Source organism: Acinetobacter proteolyticus (assembly GCF_000367945.1).
Taxonomy (GTDB): Bacteria; Pseudomonadota; Gammaproteobacteria; order Pseudomonadales; family Moraxellaceae; genus Acinetobacter; species Acinetobacter proteolyticus.
This window is the reverse complement of the sequence record NZ_KB849179.1, coordinates 1,599,416-1,617,551: the sequence shown is the minus strand read 5'-3', so window position 1 is coordinate 1,617,551 and position 18,136 is coordinate 1,599,416. Positions and strand designations below refer to the sequence as shown.

20 protein-coding genes are annotated in these 18,136 nt (G+C 40.8%); 7 read left to right on the top strand and 13 right to left on the bottom strand.

The window, feature by feature from the left end; genetic code table 11:
- Positions 1-148 precede the first annotated feature (148 nt).
- Positions 149-3,979 (top strand): phosphoribosylformylglycinamidine synthase, encoded by a 3,831-nt coding sequence (purL, locus tag F993_RS09195; RefSeq protein WP_004654582.1) that lies wholly within the window; start codon positions 149-151, stop codon positions 3,977-3,979.
- Positions 3,980-4,054: 75 nt separating this feature from the next.
- The gene (locus tag F993_RS09200; RefSeq protein WP_004654579.1) at positions 4,055-5,260 is read left to right on the top strand and encodes a multidrug effflux MFS transporter; all 1,206 of its coding nucleotides are present in this window, start codon (positions 4,055-4,057) and stop codon (positions 5,258-5,260) included.
- A gap of 63 nt (positions 5,261-5,323) precedes the next feature.
- On the opposite strand, the gene F993_RS09205 is transcribed toward F993_RS09200, so the two are convergent.
- Positions 5,324-5,872: a hypothetical protein gene (locus tag F993_RS09205; protein WP_004654578.1), complete on the bottom strand. Its 549-nt coding sequence runs from the start codon at positions 5,870-5,872 to the stop codon at positions 5,324-5,326.
- A gap of 254 nt (positions 5,873-6,126) precedes the next feature.
- On the opposite strand from F993_RS09205, the gene F993_RS09210 reads away from it, so the two are divergent.
- On the top strand, positions 6,127-6,537 hold the full coding sequence (locus F993_RS09210; protein WP_004654575.1) for an NUDIX hydrolase: 411 nt from the start codon (positions 6,127-6,129) through the stop codon (positions 6,535-6,537).
- Here F993_RS09210 and F993_RS09215 read toward each other — a convergent pair.
- Positions 6,532-7,125 (bottom strand): DUF3885 domain-containing protein, encoded by a 594-nt coding sequence (locus tag F993_RS09215; RefSeq protein ID WP_004654573.1) that lies wholly within the window; start codon positions 7,123-7,125, stop codon positions 6,532-6,534. The genes F993_RS09210 and F993_RS09215 overlap by 6 nt on opposite strands.
- 168 nt (positions 7,126-7,293) lie before the next feature.
- Between F993_RS09215 and F993_RS20835 the strand changes: the two genes are divergently transcribed.
- The gene (locus F993_RS20835) at positions 7,294-7,425 is read left to right on the top strand and encodes a KGW motif small protein (RefSeq protein ID WP_252358081.1); all 132 of its coding nucleotides are present in this window, start codon (positions 7,294-7,296) and stop codon (positions 7,423-7,425) included.
- Between the two features lie 64 nt (positions 7,426-7,489).
- Positions 7,490-7,804, top strand: a complete 315-nt coding sequence (locus F993_RS09220; RefSeq protein WP_004654570.1) for a YqfO family protein — start codon at positions 7,490-7,492, stop codon at positions 7,802-7,804.
- Here F993_RS09220 and F993_RS09225 read toward each other — a convergent pair.
- Both F993_RS09225 and F993_RS09230 read right to left on the bottom strand, forming a co-directional pair.
- A complete protein-coding gene (locus F993_RS09225; protein ID WP_004654569.1) occupies positions 7,798-8,952 on the bottom strand; it encodes a glycerate kinase in 1,155 nt (384 codons plus the stop codon). The two genes, F993_RS09220 and F993_RS09225, sit on opposite strands and share 7 nt — an antisense overlap.
- A gap of 134 nt (positions 8,953-9,086) precedes the next feature.
- Positions 9,087-9,887, bottom strand: a complete 801-nt coding sequence (locus F993_RS09230; RefSeq protein WP_004654567.1) for an enoyl-CoA hydratase-related protein — start codon at positions 9,885-9,887, stop codon at positions 9,087-9,089.
- A gap of 107 nt (positions 9,888-9,994) precedes the next feature.
- Here F993_RS09230 and F993_RS09235 point away from each other — a divergent pair, with 107 nt between their 5' ends.
- Positions 9,995-10,567, top strand: a complete 573-nt coding sequence (locus tag F993_RS09235) for a nicotinate-nicotinamide nucleotide adenylyltransferase (RefSeq protein ID WP_171066048.1) — start codon at positions 9,995-9,997, stop codon at positions 10,565-10,567.
- A gap of 15 nt (positions 10,568-10,582) precedes the next feature.
- Here F993_RS09235 and F993_RS09240 read toward each other — a convergent pair whose 3' ends face one another.
- From F993_RS09240 to dapD, 8 genes are all read right to left on the bottom strand, one after another.
- Positions 10,583-10,945 (bottom strand): glyoxalase superfamily protein, encoded by a 363-nt coding sequence (locus tag F993_RS09240; protein ID WP_004654562.1) that lies wholly within the window; start codon positions 10,943-10,945, stop codon positions 10,583-10,585.
- A gap of 11 nt (positions 10,946-10,956) precedes the next feature.
- Positions 10,957-11,526 (bottom strand): CAP domain-containing protein, encoded by a 570-nt coding sequence (locus tag F993_RS09245; protein ID WP_004654560.1) that lies wholly within the window; start codon positions 11,524-11,526, stop codon positions 10,957-10,959.
- 120 nt (positions 11,527-11,646) lie between these two features.
- On the bottom strand, positions 11,647-12,108 hold the full coding sequence (locus tag F993_RS09250) for a peroxiredoxin (protein ID WP_004654559.1): 462 nt from the start codon (positions 12,106-12,108) through the stop codon (positions 11,647-11,649).
- Between the two features lie 19 nt (positions 12,109-12,127).
- Positions 12,128-12,814 carry a Dph6-related ATP pyrophosphatase gene (locus F993_RS09255; protein ID WP_032812719.1) on the bottom strand — a complete coding sequence of 229 codons (687 nt, stop codon included), beginning with the start codon at positions 12,812-12,814 and terminating at the stop codon, positions 12,128-12,130.
- Between the two features lie 94 nt (positions 12,815-12,908).
- The gene (locus F993_RS09260) at positions 12,909-13,334 is read right to left on the bottom strand and encodes a hypothetical protein (protein WP_004654556.1); all 426 of its coding nucleotides are present in this window, start codon (positions 13,332-13,334) and stop codon (positions 12,909-12,911) included.
- 30 nt (positions 13,335-13,364) lie between these two features.
- Entirely contained in the window at positions 13,365-14,033 is a 669-nt protein-coding gene (gene queC / locus F993_RS09265) for a 7-cyano-7-deazaguanine synthase QueC (protein ID WP_212749791.1), read from the bottom strand.
- A 72-nt stretch (positions 14,034-14,105) separates the two neighbouring features.
- Positions 14,106-14,816, bottom strand: a complete 711-nt coding sequence (gene queE / locus F993_RS09270; protein WP_004654552.1) for a 7-carboxy-7-deazaguanine synthase QueE — start codon at positions 14,814-14,816, stop codon at positions 14,106-14,108.
- A gap of 119 nt (positions 14,817-14,935) precedes the next feature.
- Positions 14,936-15,757, bottom strand: a complete 822-nt coding sequence (gene dapD, locus F993_RS09275) for a 2,3,4,5-tetrahydropyridine-2,6-dicarboxylate N-succinyltransferase (protein WP_004654550.1) — start codon at positions 15,755-15,757, stop codon at positions 14,936-14,938.
- 563 nt (positions 15,758-16,320) lie between these two features.
- On the opposite strand from dapD, the gene carO reads away from it, so the two are divergent.
- Positions 16,321-17,070 (top strand): ornithine uptake porin CarO, encoded by a 750-nt coding sequence (gene carO, locus F993_RS09280; RefSeq protein ID WP_004654548.1) that lies wholly within the window; start codon positions 16,321-16,323, stop codon positions 17,068-17,070.
- A 102-nt stretch (positions 17,071-17,172) separates the two neighbouring features.
- Here the strand turns inward: carO and F993_RS09285 are convergent, their stop codons facing one another.
- The gene (locus F993_RS09285; RefSeq protein ID WP_004654546.1) at positions 17,173-18,096 is read right to left on the bottom strand and encodes a CysB family HTH-type transcriptional regulator; all 924 of its coding nucleotides are present in this window, start codon (positions 18,094-18,096) and stop codon (positions 17,173-17,175) included.
- Positions 18,097-18,136: the final 40 nt, after the last annotated feature.

Here is an 18,136-nt window from a genome sequence, read left to right as displayed (position 1 = left end):
ACGTAAATTAAGTGATTTGAATTAGAAAACTCTGATTTTTAAGATGGATATGGCTAGCTGAAAAGCGCCTTTCACAGTAGAATATGCGCTCTCTCATAAGTCACATGGCGGTAGGATCGTTAGACCTGCCCGTGGAGCCAAAGTCAACATGTTTATCGTGGCCGGTGCATCAGCACATTCTTCTTTCAAGAAAGCTCAACTCTTAAACCGTTTAGCGTCAATGAGTTCTGTTCAATCTTTTGACAGCCAGTGGGTTTATTTGTTTGATCAAGCGCTCAGCGAGCAGCAACATCAATCGGCATTACAACTTTTAAACGATGGTCAATCTTTCGAACTTCGCCAAGCTGCAAGTGATGAAATCCAGATTTTAGTGACACCGCGTGTGGGGACAATCTCGCCGTGGTCATCTAAAGCAACTGATATTTTCCAAAACTGTAATACACCTATTCACCGTTTAGAGCGTGGTCTGTTATTTACACTGAAAGGTGTGAAAGAGATTTCGAACGAAGTGAAATTGGCCTTACATGACCGTATGACAGAGAGTGTTTTTGCTCAAATTGATGATGCAAAAGCTTTATTCTCAGAAACAGCACCGAAACCATTGAACTCAATTGATATCTTGGGTCAAGGAAAAGAAGCATTAGTCAAAGCCAACAATGAGTTTGGCTTTGCTTTATCTGAGCAAGAAATTGATTACTTAACCGAAGCATTTACCAAGCTGGGTCGTAATCCAAACGACATCGAATTGATGATGTTTGCACAAGCAAACTCAGAACATTGTCGTCATAAAATCTTTGGTTCAGAATGGACAATTGATGGTGAGAAACAGCCATTATCTTTGTTCCAAATGATTAAAAATACCTATAAAGAATCACCAACCGATGTGTTATCGGCATATAAAGATAACGCGTCTGTGATCGTGGGTTATGACACCATGCGTTTTTATCCGAAAGCGGATGAAAATGGTCACTTCGTTTATAAATATAAGAGCCAAGCTGCTCACATTTTAATGAAGGTTGAAACACATAACCATCCAACTGCAATTGCTCCATTTGCAGGTGCTGCAACAGGTTCGGGCGGTGAAATCCGTGACGAAGGTGCAACAGGTCGTGGTGGTAAACCAAAAGCAGGTTTAACCGGCTTTACCGTTTCGAACTTAAATATCCCTGGTTTTGAACAACCTTGGGAAGATAACTACGGTAAACCTTCACGTATGGCATCGCCATTACAAATCATGATCGAAGGTCCATTGGGTGGTGCTGCGTTTAACAACGAATTCGGTCGCCCAGCATTAAATGGTTATTTCCGTACCTTTGAACAGAATGTCAATGGTGAGGTGAAAGGTTTTCATAAGCCAATCATGATCGCTGGTGGTTACGGTAACATTCGTCCTGACCATGTTGAAAAAGATGCGATTCAACCAGGTGATTTGCTCATTGTATTGGGCGGCCCTGCAATGTTGATCGGTCTTGGCGGTGGTGCAGCGTCTTCTGTAGACAGCGGTACCATGGGCGAGAGCTTGGACTTTGCTTCTGTTCAACGTGAAAACCCAGAAATGGAACGCCGTTGCCAAGAAGTCATCGATACCTGCTGGCGCTTAGAAGACTTTAACCCAATCGTGTCTGTACATGACGTCGGTGCCGGTGGTGTATCTAATGCTATGCCAGAACTTGTGAATGATCACGAGTTGGGTGCCGTGCTTAACCTACGTAAGATCCCATCATTAGAGCCAGGCATGAGCCCGATGGAAATCTGGTCAAATGAAGCGCAAGAACGTTATGTCCTTGCCATTCGCCCAGAGTCTTTAGAACAGTTTGAAGAAATTTGTGCACGTGAGCGTTGTCCGTTCGCGGTACTTGGTGAAGCGACTGAAGCGCGTCATCTCACTGTTGAAGATCCTTTGTTTGAGAACAAGCCTGTTGATATCCCAATGCAGGTGATCTTAGGCGGTACACCGCGTATGCAACGTTCATATGAAACGATTGAGCGTACAGGCAATGACTTTGATACTGCAAAAGTTGATTTAAAAGATGCGATTTTCCGTGTATTGAAAAATCCAACAGTTGCATCTAAATCATTCTTGATCACCATTGGTGACCGTTCGATTACGGGTATGGTTGCACGTGATCAGATGGTAGGTCGCTGGCAGGTGCCTGTTGCAGATGCAGCAGTAACCACCACCAGCTTGCAAGGCTTCACAGGTGAAGCAATGGCAATGGGCGAACGTCCACCAGTAGCATTATTGAATCCTGCCGCATCTGCACGTTTAGCTGTTGCTGAAGCAATCACCAATATTGCTTGCGCCAACATCGAACAAATCAGTGATATCAAACTTTCTGCAAACTGGATGGCAGCGGCAGGTCAAAAAGGTGAAGACCAAGCCTTGTTTGAAGGTGTAAAAGCGATTGGTATGGAAATGTGTCCTGCATTAGGTATCGCAATTCCAGTTGGTAAAGATTCACTTTCGATGCGTACCACTTGGAACGATGGTGAAGATAAAGCAGTGACTTCGCCAATGACAGGTGTGATCACAGCATTCGCACCAGTTCTAGATGTTCGTAAAACATTAACGCCTGAATTGAAGGACTTAGCAGACTCAGTACTTGTACGTATTGATTTGTCTAAAGGGCAGTTCCGCTTAGGTGGTTCGATCCTTGCGCAGGTGTATAAAGCCATTGGTTCAGTGACACCTGATGTCGATAGTTTTGATGACTTCAAAGCATTCTTTGCCTTGATTCAAGACTGGAACAATCGTGGTGTGATCAAGGCTTATCATGACATCGGTGATGGTGGTCTATTAGCAACTGTAGCCGAGATGATGTTTGCATCACGCTTAGGTGTGGCATTAGAAAATCAAACAACTGAAAGTTTATTTGCTGAAGAAATTGGTGCTGTACTGCAAATTACCGCTGCTGATTGGGCATTATTAGAAGTTGAAGTTGCAGCATCAAGTCTGAAAGATGCCATTGCAGTAGTTGGTCGTGTGAATACTACGGATCAATTGGCTGTCAATGGTTTGACTTTAGAGCGTGCTGAGTTACAACAAGCATGGGCTGAGGTATCGCATCAGATCCAACGTTTACGTGATAACGTTGAAACAGCTGATCAAGAGTTTGCTTTAATTGCAGATCAAAACCATAAAGGTTTAATTGCACAAGCAACTTATGATTTAAATGAACCTGTTGAGGCGCCTTTTATTAATACACGTCGTCCAAACATGGCAATCTTGCGTGAGCAGGGTGTGAATGGTCATGTTGAAATGGCCGCTGCCTTTGATAAAGTGGGCTTTAATACCATCGACGTACACATGAGTGATTTGCTCGCAGGCCGTGTTAGCTTGAGCGACTTCGAAGGTTTGGTAGCGTGTGGCGGTTTCTCATACGGTGACGTGATGGGTGCTGGTGGTGGCTGGGCGAAATCAGTCTTGTTCAATGCGAAATTACGTGACCAGTTTGAGCAGTTCTTCCATCGTCAAAATACCTTCAGCTTAGGCGTATGTAATGGCTGTCAAATGATGTCTCAACTTGCACCACTGATTCCAGGTGCAGAGCATTGGGGCCGTTTCCACCGTAACATCTCAGAAGTATTTGAAGCACGTGCAGTGAATGTTCGTGTAGAAAAATCTGTTTCTGTATTGCTTGAAGATATGCAAGGTTCGATTTTACCAATCGCAGTTGCGCATGGTGAAGGCCGTTTGGTTGCGACTGAACAGCAACTTGCTGCTTTAAATGCTGAAAATCAAGTGATCTTGCGTTATGTGGATAGCTTGGGTCATCCAACTCAGCACTATCCGTTGAACCCGAATGGTTCACCTGAAGCGATTACAGGTTTAACCTCTAAAGATGGTCGTGCAACCGTGATGATGCCACATCCTGAGCGTAACTTCCGTGCCTTACAGCACTCGTGGAAGCCTGAAGATTGGGCTGAAGATGGTGCTTGGTTACGTATGTTCCGTAACGCACGTAAATTTATTGGTTAATTAAACCCATGTAATAAGCCACCGTCAGGTGGCTTATTTAATTCCATATAAAATAATCACCAATGGACAAGAAAAATGAAATCAAAAATCCATTTCCATGAATTTGCGCTGCTGATGGCATTATTGATGTCCATCGTTTCATTTTCAATTGATGCTGTTTTACCTGCACTCGGTGAAATTGGTCATATTTTTGCTTTGCAAAATAGTAATCAGGCGCAATGGGTCATCATCAGTATTTTCTCGGGAATGACCATCGGTCAATTGATTGCAGGACCATTGTCCGATGCGATTGGACGGAAACGGATTTTATTCACTGGGATCGTGATCTACTTTTTAGGCAGTTTATTGTGCTATTCCACCCAAAGCTTTGAATGGTTCTTGGTCGGACGTTTTATTCAGGGTGTTGGCGTTTCTGGACCTTATGTCGCTTCGATTTCGATTGTGCGGGATAAATATAGCGGCGCACAAATGGCACGCATCATGTCTCTGATCATGATGGTATTTATGGTCGCACCTGCGATTGCGCCGAGTTTGGGGCAACTGATTATTCATTTCTTCGGTTGGCGCGATATTTTTGTGTTGTATATGGTCTATGCCACGGTTGTGGGGGCATGGGTCGCTTTGCGCTTGGAAGAGACCTTAGTACCTGAAAATCGTCTGCCAATGCGGGTACAAGCATTTAAGGACGGTTTTAAGGAAGTGGTGAGCAATAAAACCACCATGAGCTATTTGTTATGTGCAGGCTTCTGTTTTGGTGGATTTATTGGCTATCTCGGAACCTCACAACAAATATTTATGCAGCAATTTGGCAAAACAGGGCAGGAGTTTAGTGCTTATTTTGCTTTATTGGCAGGTGTGATGGGGATTGCATCCTTTACCAATTCTAGAATTGTGATGAAGTTTGGCATGCGTCCCATCTGTATTTATGGCTTTTTCGGTTTAAGCCTCATCTCATTGCTGTTTCTTATTATTCAGCTGTCTGGCGTATCCATCTCTTTCTGGATGTTTATGCTGTATGCCTGCATTCTGTTCTTATTGTTTGGTACCTTATTTGGTAATTTAAATGCGATTGCCATGGAACCAATGGGGCATGTTGCTGGTATGGCTTCTGCAATTATTGGTGCATCATCTTCGGTATTATCGCTGATTCTCGCCTCTATTATTGGTCAGTTATATAACGGAACCTTAATTCCAATGACTTGTGGTTTTGTGATTTTATGTGGTTTGGCATTTGCGCTGACCTTATATGAAAAACGACAACTAATTAAATTAGAAAGTTAAATCTTTTGGTCTTATATGTGGATTGAAATATATAAAAAGCCATCATCAGATGGCTTTTTATATTTAGCTTTTGATGCAACTCATTAATGCATCACGCGCTCTAAATCCACCACTGATAGAGGATGCGTAGATTGTTTTTCCTTTCAGTAGAATTTCCATTGCACCAACATCATCCATATTGGAAGCCGTCTGTACCATACTCACAGGAACGAGCAGCATACCTTTCTTTTGGCTAGGAAGTAGGATCGCCTCAGTAGGCATGACCGAATGATCTGTTCGTATCACAATGGCGAGTTGTTGATTGCTGGTGGTTATTGGTATATGAGGGCCAGTAAAAACCAATGCCCCCGTATTTTTTTCTGAAGGGCCAAAGAGGGTGAGTTGACTCAAACCAGAATTATAGGAGACAGCACATCCTCCTTTTCTGCCTCTATGTTTAGAGAGAAACCAGATTCCATGTTCACCTTGATAAATTTGTTTCATATTTTTAGAGATTGTTGACGGATAGTGTGAATTTGAGTCTGTTTGAATGAACTGATTTGCATAGAGAAATGTTGATTCTGTTAAAGCACTAAAAGTGAAAATTAAGGTTAATAGAGGTTTATGGGGCATATAAATACTCTTTACTTTGGATTCTAGTTTTAAACTTCTATTTACTCGCTTTAAAATCTAATTGAGCGAATCATGGGATATTTGACTGAGCGTTATATATCCTGATTGATCTTTTATATATTTTTTTAACATTGGTTAAAAGATCATAAGATGATCAATAGCTAAAATTGTCCTATGATGTCTGTTATTAAAGGTTAATATGTTGAAGGTGATGTTTTCTGATTCATGCCATCTTTATTTAAATTGATAAAATTATGAAAAAAATTGTCCCTGTAGTTTTAAAACATAAAAATAACGGTATAGATATATTGGCTTTTCATCATCCACTGGCTGGGACTCAATTGGTTAAGGGTACAATTGAACAAGATGAGCAATATGAACAGGCTGCAATTCGTGAGTTGTTCGAAGAATCGGGATTGATTGCTCAGCCTAATCCCAAGTTTATGGGTAATCTCATACTTAGCGTTAATCAGCAAAACTGGTATTTTTATTTATGCGAGGTAAAGTGTGGATTGGCTGAAACGTGGCACCATCATTGTCAGGATGGCGGTGGTTTAGACTTTAGATTCTTTTGGTATTCTTTAGATCAACAACCAGATGATCATTGGCATGGAACTTTTAAAGAAGCTCTAAGCTTTTTAAGAAATAGCTTAACGTCGTCATAATCCATCTGCTCTTGGTGAAAGCCAGTCTCGATATTTATTTCTTAAATCATTCCTTTTCGCTTCATCAAAGATAATAAAATCAATGCCACCATCATAAGGTGCAACAATTATATTTTGCTCGAAGGAAATCATAAAAGCTCTCAACTCATCATCAGCGATTTTTCTCAATAACTCATTGTGTTGATTCGTTTGCCAAGTTACCTCTACTGTACAAGGCCTAAAGAAATGATCTTCATCCTCTCCGTCATAATATTCAGGATTGGCTTGTGTTAAGTTAATTTCCTGCTCTAAATGGAATTGGTATTTAAGCCTAAAAGCAGGGTCATAAGCTTTATTGTTCCTGCTCGCCGTGAAGTAATGGCCTGAAACAATAAAAATAGAAGTACCAGTACCGAAGCAATCTGTAATAATTTTATTATGCCGATTTAGTAGTAATTCATATTCTTCAGGAGTGTTTGCATATCTTTTTGATTCGGGCAGGCTATGGATTCTGAACCCAAATTGTGGAAAATCTTGGATTAAATAAGGAGAAATTGGAAGTTTGTTGGGATAAAAAAGATCCCATCGAACTTGAAAAGAATGAGCCATATTAATTTATAAAAATTCTATAGAAATCTATTTTATTTTAATTAGATAGAAAGATAAATTTAGAGATTAGGATCATTTGTTTGAATCATTTATATAAAAATTGCTTTTCAGAGTTGGATCAATTCTTGCTTTCTATATTTTGATAATGAACAAAATTTGGGAAATTGAATCATGAAAAATGCAAATTATTTAAGAACAGTGCATACCAAAGACCGAGGTTGGTTTTGGTTTGGTCTAGCGGTGGCGATTCAAATGCTATTTATTGTCGTCAGTTACTTAGTGATCAATATTTCACTTTGATTGTTCAGCATTTATCGCGTTATGATTCATGAATTGATTAGCCATGATTTGAGTCATTTCGATAATGCTAAAATTGATTTATTACGTGCCTGAATCTCATTTAGAAGCTACTAAACAAGCAATTTTTGAAGCAGGTGCGGGTGGTATTGGTAATTACGAACATTGTGCTTGGCAAGTTAAAGGCGTTGGACAATTTAAGCCCGTAAAAGGTGCAAATCCATTCTTAGGGCAATTGGATGAATTAGAGCAGCTCGAAGAATGGCGAGTTGAAACCATTGTCACAGAAGAAAAGGCCAGTGCAGTGGCAAAAGCTTTAAAAGCAAGTCATCCCTATGAAGAACCTGCCTTCGAGTTTATCCAGATTTTAGATATTCAATGAGCTTCGTGGTTTTTAAGTACACTGCTTTGAATCAACCGAGCGATATCCGTTGTTCGCGCACTCACCAGTTCTGCTGCATTACGACAGGCTTCTTCTAAGCTAGTTGGGCCTGAGGTTAAAGAAAAGGCAGCCGTAATGCCATGTTCATATAAAGCTTGATAGTTTTGCCCAAGCGTCCCTGCTATCACAATGACAGGGATATTGGTGGCTTGTGCAATTTTGGCGACGCCGAATGGGGTTTTGCCATTTAAAGTCTGCTCATCAAACTTTCCCTCACCTGTAATCACCCAATCTGCCCCTTGGATTTTGGTGGCAAGCTGATTTAGCTCAGCAATGACTTCAACTCCAGATCGAAATTTCGCCTTTAAGAATGTTTTAGCAGCAAAACCAAGTCCGCCTGCGGCTCCTGCACCAGTCTCATTGCGTTGGTCAAAACCAAAGTATTGAGCAGTAACATCTGCAAAATGGGAGAGGGCTTGATCTAACTCTAACACTTGTTGAGGTGAAGCCCCTTTTTGTGGTCCAAAAATATGAGAAGCGCCATTTGGTCCACATAAAGGATTGGTTACATCAGCGGCCAACAGAAATTGGGTTTGTTGAATTCGTGGATCAAACTGATCTAAATTGATTTCAGTTAAGTTTTGCAGGGCAATGCCGCCTGCAGGCAAGGGATTATGGTCTGAATCGAGAAACTCAGCACCTAATGCCTTCAATAAACCTGTCCCAGCATCATTGGTTGCGCTACCGCCAATCGTTAGAATAATGTTCTGAGCACCTGCATCTAAGGCTGCGAGAATCAGTTGTCCAGTGCCATAGGTACTGCTAAGACATGCATCACGTTGCGATGGTTGAAGCAATTGAATACCACTGGCTTGTGCCATTTCAATGATGGCGATCTTTTTAGCATCTAGCCAACCCCATTTTGCCCGTATAGATTCACTAAGAGGGCCTTGGACTATTTGCTCACGCCATTGCCCAGAACAAACTTCTAATACAGCCTCGATAGAGCCTTCACCACCATCTGCCATGGGGCATTGAATAATTTCTGCATCTGGAAAGACCTTTTGCCAGCCTGAAGCAATTGCTTTGGCAATATCGTGTGCAGATAGGCTGTCCTTAAAAGAATCTGGGGCAATCACAACTTTCATAAATTCTGTGCAATCTAATTTTAATCTAGCTTGAGCTTAGTCTGTCCGATGTTGAATATCTAGAAGAATGATGAAAATAAAAAAGCCACTAAGTTGAGCAACGAAGTGGCTGAGTTTAATGAACGCCTATCGCATTAATTAAACTGAGAAAAATCAGGCTTACGTTTTTGCATAAAGGCTTGTACGGCTTCCATCATTTCTGGTGAGCGCACGCGTTGCATAAAGATTTCAGCTTCATCATCCACACAGGCTATGATTTCAGCCAAGTCTTGTTTCATCAACGCTTTACTTTGTTTGATCGAAGCCAATGGTAATGCTGCCAAATGTTGTGCTGTCTGCTGTGCAGTTGCATAGACATCTTCAACCACGTCGTTCACCAGATTGGCTTTCACCGCAGTCGCTGCATCAAATTTTTTCGCTGTGAATAATAACTCAGCTGCTTTTTGATAACCCGCTTGTTTCACCAATAAACGACTTGCAGCACCTTCTGGAGACAAACCCAGGCTGACAAATGGAATTTGGAATAGGGCAGTATTGTCTGCAAAAACGAGGTCGGCGTGTAATAAAATTGTGACACCAATACCAATCGCCACCCCTTTGACTGCAATAATAAGTGGTTTAGAAAAACGCGCAGCAGCTTTTAATAAGACAAATGGAGGTTGATCGCCAGCTTTACCTTCATGTGGCTTTTGGATAAAGCCCATAAAGTCTTTCATGTCATTACCCGCAGTAAAGTCTTGTTCTGCACCACGGAAGATCACCACACGAACGTCTTTATCCGCATCGGCTTCATCCAAAGCTTTTGCGATCCAAAGATAAAGTTCACCATAGAGTGCATTTTTTGCTTCTGAACGGTTAATGGCTAAGGTGAGTACGCCATCTTCTAAATTTGCTTGCAAATGTTGATGAGGTTGTTGAATACAGCTAAGTGTCATCGTACTATCCTTGCTTTAATCCAGATTGATTTTTAAGTGCCCTCATTATGTCGCATATTTATCTGAATGACACAACTGATGAGTTCACAAAAAGTGAAATTACGCCTATGTACACATTTGACTATCTTGTTTTTATTGGACGCTTTCAGCCTTTTCATTTGGCGCATATGCAAACCATTGAAATTGCATTACAACAAAGTCAGAACGTGATCTTGGCTTTAGGCTCGGCTCAATCGGAGCGGAATATCAAGAATCCTTTTTTGGCCACTGAACGTGAACAGATGATTTTGTCGAACTTTTCTGAACAAGAGCAAAAGCGGATTCATTTTGTGCATGTTGTCGATGTCTATAACGATGAAAAATGGGTTAAACAAGTTAAAGATTTAGTCAATGCTGTCATTCAGCCCAATGCAAAAGTGGGATTGATTGGTCACTTTAAGGATGAGTCTTCGTATTATTTACGTTTATTCCCTGAGTGGCAGATGGTTGAATTAGACAGTTTGAAAGATTCAATTTCAGCAACGCCAATGCGAGAAGCTTATTATCGTGGAGAGATTCAAACTGAATTTTTCCCACAAGGGACGATCCAGTTTCTGAGTGAGTTTCAAAAATCAGCGATATATCAACAACTACAACAAAAGTTTAAGCACAATGATCCTTCCAATATTGATGAAGCTTGATTGCTTGGAGAGAGGCTAGGCATCTTCCCAAAAGATAATTCGATTGGAAAAAGGATCGGTGATGCTAAGCTCTAAGGTTTCCCAATCTGTCTTCTCAATTTGAGGTTTGGCAAATTTATAGTCTTTTACATCTAATTCAGTATGAAGCAAAGAAATATTTTCCCAATAAATACGAATGGCGCTGTGTGGACTGGCATCACCAAAATGTTCCGATAAGTGGATAATGCAATCGCCTTTGGAAATCTGTAGATAAACAGGGAAGTTATCCCCAAAAGTATGTTGCCAGTCCAATTGGAAGCCCAAATACTCAAGATAAAATGCTTGCGCAAGTTCAATATCAAAAATACGAAAAATCGGGGTAATTGAGCCAGATTGCATGGTTCTTCCTCTTAGCGAACAGCAAATTGTTGAGTCCAATAACTCTTTTGCTTAGTTGAGGTATCGACTGTACAGGCCAGCGCATAGTCTGTAAATTTGGGGTGCATTAAATTACGACAATGCACAGGACTGGCAAGCCATGTTGCCATCACATCATTTAAATTTTTTTGTCCACGTGCTACGTTTTCACCGCCGCCTCGACCTTTAAATTGTGTTTGTTTTAGACGGGTTCTAAAATCTTGACCTGTGCTACTCACATGTCCAAGCACACTGTACTGCGCCATATCTTCGGCATGAGCAAAAGCACTTTGATATAAGTGATTATTCCATCTGAGTGGGGCAACTGCGGGAAAATGCTGTCCACCACATTGACGTGGATGTTGCCGAATTTCATTAATTGCATCAAGCAACACTTGTTGATAAGCCGGGTTTTGTAGGTCTTGGCAGCGTATTTCAGTGGCTGATTTTTGAATTTGAGCGACTAAGGGAGCAGAATCTTGAGAAGTCGTAGGTGCATTGGAGTTACATGCCACTAGAAAAAATAACAAGGATAGGGACAAAAACGCATTAAGATGAGTCATTTTCAATGTCTTTAATTTGTTCTTTTAATCTATTTATCATACGTCAATGGTAAAGCTGAGGGCAATTTGCTTAAATCAAAAAAGCGAGTCTTTAACTCGCTTTTTTGTTACTTAACATGATTATGCTGATTGCAATGCTTTTAAGTCTTCAAGCACTTGTTCTGCATGTCCAGCAGCCTTGACCTTACGATAGCTTTTGACCAATTTCTGGTTATGGAAAATAAAAGTTGAGCGTTCGATGCCCATCACTTGTTTGCCATACATATTTTTTTCTTTGATCACATCGAAGTGTTTACATAGCACTTCTTCTTTATCACTGATTAGATCAATGCTGAGCGATTGCTTTTCGGTAAAGTTCTGATGTGCTTTAACTGAATCACGAGATACCCCGATAATCTGGCAGTTTAACGCATCAAATTGGTCTTTTAAGCAAGAAAAGCCCACTGCTTGAGTGGTACAGCCCGGGGTTGAGTCTTTAGGATAGAAATAGAGAACCAACCATTCACTGCCCGTCTCGGCCAGATTGATTTCACCTTGTGTGGTTGGAAAGCTGTGATTCGGTAATTGAATATTCTCAGACATTGTTCATCCTTCGATAAAATTAATGTTGTTCAAGCTCAAGCGGTAAAAAAGCATATTCCTCATGATAAACAATATCACCTTGGCGTACAGGAATAGCTTTGTTAAAAATTGGTCCATCAATCACGGTGGTGTGGAATTCTCCACCTTCACCACATGGATCAATGCCACGATTTTCTAATTCTTGGATGTATTCCAGCGTGAGCATTTTGCCTAAATCTTCGACTTTCATGCCGAGTTTAAGATTAACCGTTACGAGAACACTGCGAAAACCAAGATTGATAAACTCTTCTACGACTTCTTTATGCGGGCGTAACCACAGCGGCATCCCTAATTTCAATCCCACTTGTTGGGTAACACGATCATGCCAGCAGCCATGTTGAGGCATATCCAGATCCCCCGTTACCAGTACTTTGGCACCGTGTTGTTTGGCTTGATCGAGTAGGGCAATAAATTTACTTTCATAATCAGCCCAACTGGATGATGCCATATACACTGGCAAACCAATGGACTCTGCTTGTGCGCGAATAATTTCCAGTGGCATTGCATGTGAACGAGAGCGTTGGCCTTGTTCTTCTAACATCATAATTAACCCGATCACTGTACCTGTTTGCATGGCGTGATATAGGGCGAGAGAACTGTCTTTGCCACCACTAAAAGAGACGATTGATTTTCGTCGTTCGGCATTGATTTTCCATTGATCCTGCATGATCTTATTCAATTGATTCAAAATAAATGAGATTTTAACAAACTCGATAAAAAAAGCCTGCATAAATGCAGGCTTTGTTCTGGACAAGACAAGCTTATTTTTTCGGCGCTTGCTGCTGCTGTTGCTGAGCAGCTTTCATTGCTTCTTCAGTGAGCTTTTCTAACTTGCTCACAAGCGGTGCACCTAGGCAAGCTTGTAAGTCTTTATTTTGCTGTTGTACAAAACCTAGAGTACTTGGGCTTTTCTTCGCATTGATTGCGCTTTGGATTTCCCATTTTTGTGCTTCAGTTACTTTACCTTGTGCGTCAATTTGACAACCACAGAATTTGCTCACTTCCGCTGCTGTTAATTTACCGCCTTTTGCAGTTTGGTCTTTACATACATTGACCAATGCTGATTTTACATTGGTACTTTTATACGCAGTTTGTAATGGATTATCAGCTGCGTGAGTTGCCGTTGCAAATAATGCAGCAGCTGACATCATTGTAGAAAGAATAAGATTTGATTTAGAAAACTTCATATAATGTACCTAATTTTTACCCTATATCGGTTATTCAGCGTAGCGCGTAGGATCCGCAATACCTGCTTCGATAAAACCTTGTTGACGTAAACGACAACTGTCGCATTTGCCACATGCACGTCCTTGAGCATCTGCCTGATAGCAGGATACCGTTTGACTATAGTCTACGCCATGTTCGATACCTAAGCGTATAATATTCGCTTTGGATAAATGTAACAAAGGTGTTTCAATTTTAAGGGGTTTTCCTTCAACGCCTGCTTTCGTCGCGAGACGAGCCAAGTTGGCAAAAGCATCAATAAATTCAGGGCGGCAGTCCGGATATCCTGAATAATCAACAGCATTGATTCCAATGACGATGGCAGCAGCGTCAAAAACCTCGGCTGCAGCAAGTGCATAAGATAAGAAAATAGTGTTACGTGCTGGAACATAAGTTACAGGAATGCCTTCTTGTAATTGTTCTGGGACTTCAATGTTATGATCTGTAAGCGCAGAACCACCTAAATTACCCAAATCAATATTAATGATACGGTGTTCTACGCCTGCACGTTGTGCAAGTGCTTTTGCTGCATCAAGCTCTGTGGTCGAACGTTGACCGTACATAAAACTTAAAGCAATACATTCATAGTTTGCTTGTGCCCAGGCAAGACACGTTGTTGAGTCTAAGCCACCAGACAATAATACGATGGCACGAGAACGCATATTATTTTCCATGATTCAACCTAAAATAAATTTGAAAAGCTGTTCGATGTTACAGAACGGTCTTTGTGAGTTTTAACGACCAGATTCATCATTCCATAACAGTTTATGCAACTGTAATTGGAAGCGAACAGGGAGGTGGTCATCCAAAATCCACTGTGCTAAATCGCGCGCCAATGCAGGCAAGCCAACAGCACCTTTTTCAACTGCAAAAGCAGGCGAGAACCATACCGTACTCACTTTATCTTGCAATTGAAATTGTTCGAGTTGTTGTCTAGACCACTCATAATCTTCACGATTACAGATCACAAATTTAATCTGATCATGAGATGTTAAATAGTCAAGATTACTGTATAGATTTCGGTGATCTTCTTTAGAAGTCGGTGTTTTTAAATCAAGTACTTTAGAAACACGTGGATCGACTTTAGAAACATCCAAGGCTCCACTGGTTTCCAAGGAAACTTCAAATCCGAGGTCACAGAGGCGCTGTAGTAAAATCAGGCAATTTGGCTGAGCAAGCGGCTCGCCGCCAGTGACACAAATGTAGGGCGTTTTATGTTGGCTTGCAGTTTCAATGATGTGTTCAAGCGATAAACGCTCACCACCTTCAAAAGAGTAGGTCGTATCACAATAACTACAGCGTAAAGGGCAACCTGTTAAACGAATAAATACAGTGGGCAAACCAAAGGTATTCGCTTCGCCTTGCAAAGAGTAAAAGATCTCCGTGATGCGTAAACCAGCCGCAGGATCGGAGACAGGAATTGCAGAAGAACGTAAGGAAGCCATAAACAGTTACCACAAACAGGTGCTACACAAGCAGCATGCTACATAAAAAACAAAATCTCTACGACCATGACTGATCGTAGAGACAGGGAACGATCAAGTTCCACAATAAATATTACAAATTAGTCTGCGCGTAATAAATCGTTCAAGCTGGTTTTAGCGCGAGTTTTCGCATCTACTTTTTTCACGATAATTGCAGCGTAAAGGCTGTAAGTACCGCATTTAGATGGAAGGCTACCGGCAACAACCACAGAACCTGCTGGTACGCGGCCATAGTGAACTTCACCAGTTTCACGATCGAAGATCTTGGTTGATTGACCGATGAAAACGCCCATTGAGATGACAGAACCTTCTTCAACAATTACGCCTTCAACGATTTCAGAACGTGCACCGATGAAACAGTTGTCTTCAATAATGGTTGGGTTTGCTTGTAATGGCTCTAAAACACCACCGATACCCACGCCACCTGACAAGTGAACATTTTTACCGATTTGTGCACATGAACCAACAGTAGCCCATGTATCAACCATCGTACCTTCGTCTACATAGGCACCGATGTTGACATATGAAGGCATCAAAATCACATTTTTCGCTTGGAAACTACCACGACGAGCTACAGCAGGCGGTACAACACGTACACCCGCAGCTTTGAACTGTTCTTCAGTCCAACCTGCATATTTAGTATCTACTTTGTCATAGAAACGAAGATCACACGCTTCAATTGGTTTGTTATCATTTAACTTAAATGAAAGTAAAACCGCTTTTTTTAACCACTGGTGAACAACCCATTCACCATCGATTTTTTCAGCAACACGCAGTGTGCCGTTGTCTAAACCAGTCAATGCTTCTTCTACAGCTTGACGGATTTCTGTTGGGCAGTCCGTTGCGCTATAGTTGGCACGGTCTTCAAATGCTTGCTCAATGATTGTAGAAAGCTGAGACATGATCTTCCTTCTTCCAAAAAAATTTTGAAGATTTTACACTAATTTTGTAGGGTCTGTTGCCATTTTATAAATAGGTTGCGTTATAAGCTAAAATTTTATCAGACGAGGCATGAAACGTAGGTAATGGCTATTCCCTTGCCAAGTTTCATAACGAAGTATGAGGAAATTTTAGCTATAACCCTTTGGGACAAGGAGTTTTTTTGTCGCTACATCGTTATGTCTTGTTCATTTAGAAAGCCTAAACTTCACAAGCCATGCCTTGTATCGTCTAAAAAATCTCCATTGTCGCAACCGTAGATAAAGTGGCAGCAGACCCTCAGAATCTTTGAAAAAAGAAGTTACAATATATTGTTTTAAAATTAAGCAATAAAAATGTCATAAAAATGGAGACTGTTGTTTTTTATCTATAATTTGGAAATACATAATTCCTTCGAATTTGTATCAAAAAATAACAAAAAGTAATCAGTTTCTGTATAAAAAGTTAGCGATCATTCTTTTATGCTTAGTCCACAAGCAACAATTATATATTTATTTAAATAAAAGCGTTTTGTGAGGAGACTTCAATGAAAGCTTTGCGTGTTATGTTAGCAGCAGGTGCATTAACAGCGATTGCAGGTACTGCATTTGCAGCAGATGAGCAAGTGGTGAAGGAATCAGTTTATGCATTCCCTTCATACTTAGATCCAGTTTCAGTTCGTGCTGAGGTCGGTACGACAGGCTACGGTGGTGCAATTTCATATAAAGTCAATCCATACGTAAGCTTAAGCCTTGGTTATAATGGTGGCGATATTTCATGGTCAGACAGTTTAAAAATTGATGGCACGAAATATGATATGGACATGGATAATAAAAATGCATATTTAAATGCTGAAATTTATCCATGGGGTACTAACCAAAATGCATTTGCTCGTGCGTTGTACGTAGCAGCAGGTGTTGGTTATATCGACAACAGCTATGATTTGAAAAAATCAGTATCTAATACTAACGATACAATCAAAATTGATGGTTCAAATTACTACGCTCCTGGTGGCAGTGGTTCTGTGAAAGGTCATTTAAATTATGATAATCAAATCGCTCCATACCTAGGATTCGGTTTAAACAGCCCAGTTTATAAGAACTTTGGTGTATTTGGTGAAGTTGGTGCGTACTACACTGGTAATCCAGAAGTTGACTTGAAATCTGAAGGCTTAGTTAAAGTGGGTGGTATTGAGTCAGGTCAAGCAGCAGCGGATCGTGATGCAGATAAAATTGCCAATAAGAGCAGATATGAATGGATGCCTGTTGCAAAAGTGGGTGTGAGCTTTAAGTTCTAATCCATGCATTCAGTATAAAAAAACGAGCGCCATGCTCGTTTTTTTATGCTTATATCATCGACAAAATAAAAGGCTCTTTTAGAGCCTTTTATTTTTTGGTATTTATTCTTCTGGGTAAGCTACTCTTTTCAGTGCTTTAATATCCGTTTCCGGTGAGCAGAGTGAGATAAATTCATAACCATAACCACGCAGTAGGTGACCTTTGCGTACAGCAATCCAAGTGGTATTTACACCAAAGATATCTGTTTTTATCTGTTGCAAGCGGTAGTCACGTTCAGCATCATAAGCAACATCATTGACAATCCCGACACCCATATTCAGTTCAACATAGGTTTTAATCACGTCGGCATCAAGCGCAGACATGACGATATCAGCATGCAATTGTGCATCTTCAAAGGCTTTGTCAATCTTAGAGCGCCCTGTGAAACCACCATGATAAGTAATCAATGGATATTCAGCTAAGACATCCAAACTGATTTTATCGAGCTTTGTCAATGGATGATCTTTTGGCGTAATGATACTGTGATGCCACTCATAATAAGGCACGCTGGCCAAATTTTCTTCTGTGGTTAAGGATTCAGTTGCAATACCAATATCGGCTTCACCTTGAAGCAACATTTCTGCAATTTCTACAGGGCTGGCTTGTTGTAATACCAAATGTACTTTTGGAAATAACTTTTTGAATTGATTTACGATTGGAGGAAGTACATAGCGCGCTTGTGTATGTGTCGTTGCAATGGTCAGTGTACCTTCATCAACTTTATTAAAATCGTCTGCGAGACGTTTAATATTATCGGCATCGACCAACATGCGTTCCACGATGCTCAATAAAGACTGACCGGGTTCAGTCAAGCCCAATAAGCGTTTGCCTTTACGTACAAAGAGTTGCACACCGAGTTCATCTTCTAAATCTTTAATATGTTTGCTGACGCCAGATTGGGAGGTATAAAGGGCCGCAGATGCTTCAGTTAAATTAAAGTTTTGGCGAACAGTTTCTCGAATAATTCTGAGTTGTTGGAAGTTCATAAAAGTTTTTCCTCATAAGAGGATGGGGCGTGTTTTACCC